Raw genomic sequence first — 2,955 nt, forward strand, 5'->3', positions numbered from 1 at the left:
GCTGCTGTTTTTATCCTGATCATTTACCTGAATCAATTCAAAACCCATGTTAGCCTTTCTTAAAAATCATCCTTTTGCGGTAGAGGCGTTCTTTGAAAGTTCGCTGGTGCTCACCTATGCTTTCCCGGTAGCAGTGCTGAAACCATTGCTGCCGCCACAGCTGGCGCCGGATGTATTCCAGGATCAGTGGGCTTTTATAGCCATTGCTATCGTGAAAACCAGGAACCTCCGGCCCAAAGGATTCCCGGCTTTTATGGGCAATGATTTTGTACTAACAGGTTACCGGGTGTTTGTGCGTTATACCAATAGCGAAGGTAAACGGTTAAGAGGTTTGTATATTTTAAGATCAGAAACAGACCGGAAGAAAATGCAATTGCTGGGAAACCTGTTTACCCGTTACCGTTATACTACTACAGATATTACTGTTAGCGGGGAAAAGGATATTATTTCCGTTAGATCGGTGGCTTCCGGACTGGATATTACCGTTGATACCGGAGATATGACAGCTGCATTACCGGCAGGCTCTCCGTTTAATGACTGGAAGGAGGCAAGGCGGTTTGCAGGCCCGTTGCCATTTACATTTACCTGTAACGAACAGTCCAATGAGGTGTTGATCATTGAAGGAGTGAGAGAGAACTGGACACCGGTACCGGTTTCGGTATTGCATAGTGAGGTGGGGTTCCTGCACAATCCTGCATTGCAGGGAGGCCGTTTGGCGAATGCATTTATCATCCGGCAGATCCCTTATTATTGGAAAAAAGGTAAAGTGGATATATGGAGAAGATAAGCAGAACACCGTTTCAGGGTATTGGAAATATTATCCGGTTCAACTGGCATTTTTATGTATTATTTTTACTGCTGTTGGTAGTGGGTTTGCTATTCACACAGTATACATTAACCAGGCTGATGTTATGCGGAGCTGCTATCGCTACTTTGTTGTCGTTGTTGATCTCCTGGTATATTTACGATCGTTCAGATCTGTATACTTTACAGTGGCTGGATGATTTGGAACTCCGGCCACGGCATATTGTAAACATTCATGCGGGATTTGATGAAACCAGTCATCTGCTGGCACATAAATACCCGGAAGCCAGTTTACAGGTATTTGATTTTTATAATCCGGAGATGCATACCGAGGTATCCATTGAACGTGCGCGGAAAAGGTATGCGCCTTATGCTGGTACAAAAGTGATCAGCACCGCCGCTGTACCGCTGGGGCCTGCATCGGTGGATATGGTGTTTCTTTTACTGGCGGCGCATGAAATCAGGGACCCTGTGGAAAGAGCTACTTTTTTTAAAGAACTGCATCGTTGCCTGACGGCGAATGGGAGAATTGTAGTATTGGAGCATTTGAGAGACGTACCTAACTTCATCGCCTATACGATAGGATTCCTGCATTTCTTTTCGGGAGCAACCTGGAGAAAAACATTTGCCAGTGCACAGCTGCAAGTTGAAAATGAGGAGAAGATCACCCCTTTTTTATCGGCATATATATTACAGAAAAATGGAACTGCATCTTAAAATTACCGGTTATATATTGGTGGTATTGTCGCTGGTACATGTTTTCTTTCCCCGTTACTTTAACTGGAAGAAGGAATTTGCCACGATCAGTCTTTTGAGCCGGCAGATCATGTATGTGCATACTTTTTTTATAGGACTGATGGTGCTGCTGATGGGAGTGGCCTGTGTGTATGCCGCAGAAGATATTGTGCATACAAGACTGGGGCACCTGCTTGCGCTGGGGTTCTTTATTTTCTGGCTATGCCGCCTGGCTTTCCAGTTTTTTGTTTATTCCCCGTTGTTATGGAAGGGGAAACGTTTTGAGACAACAGTGCATATTGTGTTTTGTTTTCTCTGGGGATATTTCAGTGTTGTTTTTTTATTGGTATTCGGGGTATAAGTACGGAACTGTTGCAGTTCCGTACTTTATGCGGGTTATTTTGTTGTGGGTATTACTTTTTTGATGGTGCCATCTTCATTGTAATACAGTTTATCCACACAAATGGATCGCAGCCAATCGTGGTGCGATAGTGCACTGTTATGATAAAATGCGTACCATTGTCCTTTGTATTCCACGATGGAGCCGTGATTGGTGAAACTATCCGTAGGATCCATATAAATGCCCCTTGAAGTCCATGGGCCCAGCGGACTTTTACTGGTAGCATACCTCATCTGGTTGTGTTTACCATCTTTATCGTGGTTATCGGAATAGGAAAGATAATAGATACCGTTTCTTTTATGTACCCAGCTGGCTTCGTGGAAATCTTCCAGTCCTTCCATTTTTTGCATGGGGCCATCCAGTTCTGTCATATTATCTTTTAGCTTACCGCCTTTGCAGGTACCGCCACCGCCATAGAACAGGTAGGCCTGTCCGTCGTCGTCAATAAACACCGTTGGGTCAATCATGGATTCCAGTCCTTCTATGTAACCCTGTACCTTAAAATCGCTCGCGGGTTTTTTACTGGTGGCTACACCTATTTTCCAGGTAGCGTTCCATTGATCGCCGGAGCCGGTAGGGTGCGGGAAGTAAAAATAGTAGGTACCGTTTTTATAAGCGCAGTCGGGCGCCCACATAAAGCCGCCTTCCTTTCTTCCCCAGGGCACCTGGCTGGCGCGGAGAATTTCCCCATGGTCCTTCCAGTGTACCATATCATCAGTAGAAAACACGTGGTACTGGTCCATTAAATCGCAGCCCCGGGGCGGGGCTATATCATGCGAAGCATATACATACAAACGGCCGTCTTTCCACACATGTGCGGAGGGGTCTGCGGTATACATGTGCGTGATGAAAGGATTTTGCTGGGCCTGGGTAACTGTGGAGGTAGCTGTGCCTATAAACAGGGCTAGCAGTGCCTTTAGAAATTGATCACATTGCATATTGAAATGATTAAAGGGCTAAAGGTAGGCGGGGCGCCTTAATGGGAGGGCTAATTTTGAGCAAATAGGGCATTAATT

4 protein-coding genes are annotated in these 2,955 nt (G+C 45.4%); 3 read left to right on the plus strand and 1 reads right to left on the minus strand.

Annotated elements, in window-relative coordinates:
- Positions 1-46 precede the first annotated feature (46 nt).
- Genes VN105_RS25570 through VN105_RS25580 form a run of 3 tightly spaced genes read left to right on the plus strand, consistent with a single transcriptional unit; the run spans position 47 to position 1,900 of the window.
- A complete protein-coding gene (locus VN105_RS25570; RefSeq protein ID WP_325645591.1) occupies positions 47-787 on the plus strand; it encodes a DUF2071 domain-containing protein in 741 nt (246 codons plus the stop codon).
- On the plus strand, positions 775-1,521 hold the full coding sequence (locus VN105_RS25575; protein ID WP_325645593.1) for a class I SAM-dependent methyltransferase: 747 nt from the start codon (positions 775-777) through the stop codon (positions 1,519-1,521). The genes VN105_RS25570 and VN105_RS25575 overlap by 13 nt, the downstream gene beginning before the upstream one ends.
- Positions 1,505-1,900: a hypothetical protein gene (locus VN105_RS25580; RefSeq protein WP_325645595.1), complete on the plus strand. Its 396-nt coding sequence runs from the start codon at positions 1,505-1,507 to the stop codon at positions 1,898-1,900. Before VN105_RS25575 ends, VN105_RS25580 begins: the two co-directional genes overlap by 17 nt.
- A gap of 35 nt (positions 1,901-1,935) precedes the next feature.
- Here the strand turns inward: VN105_RS25580 and VN105_RS25585 are convergent, their stop codons facing one another.
- Complete coding sequence (locus VN105_RS25585) at positions 1,936-2,877, minus strand: family 43 glycosylhydrolase (protein WP_325645598.1); 942 nt, start codon at positions 2,875-2,877, stop codon at positions 1,936-1,938.
- Positions 2,878-2,955: the final 78 nt, after the last annotated feature.

This window comes from Chitinophaga sp. (assembly GCF_035564935.1).
In the GTDB taxonomy this organism is placed as follows: domain Bacteria; phylum Bacteroidota; class Bacteroidia; order Chitinophagales; family Chitinophagaceae; genus Chitinophaga.

What these genes read in the sequence shown, in the direction of transcription:
- VN105_RS25570 (WP_325645591.1), top strand. Translation starts at nt 47, where the DNA reads ATGTTAGCCTTTCTTAAAAATCATCCTTTTGCGGTAGAGGCGTTCTTT.
- VN105_RS25575 (WP_325645593.1), top strand. Translation starts at nt 775, where the DNA reads ATGGAGAAGATAAGCAGAACACCGTTTCAGGGTATTGGAAATATTATC.
- VN105_RS25580 (WP_325645595.1), top strand. Translation starts at nt 1,505, where the DNA reads ATGGAACTGCATCTTAAAATTACCGGTTATATATTGGTGGTATTGTCG.
- VN105_RS25585 (WP_325645598.1), bottom strand. Translation starts at nt 2,877, where the DNA reads ATGCAATGTGATCAATTTCTAAAGGCACTGCTAGCCCTGTTTATAGGC.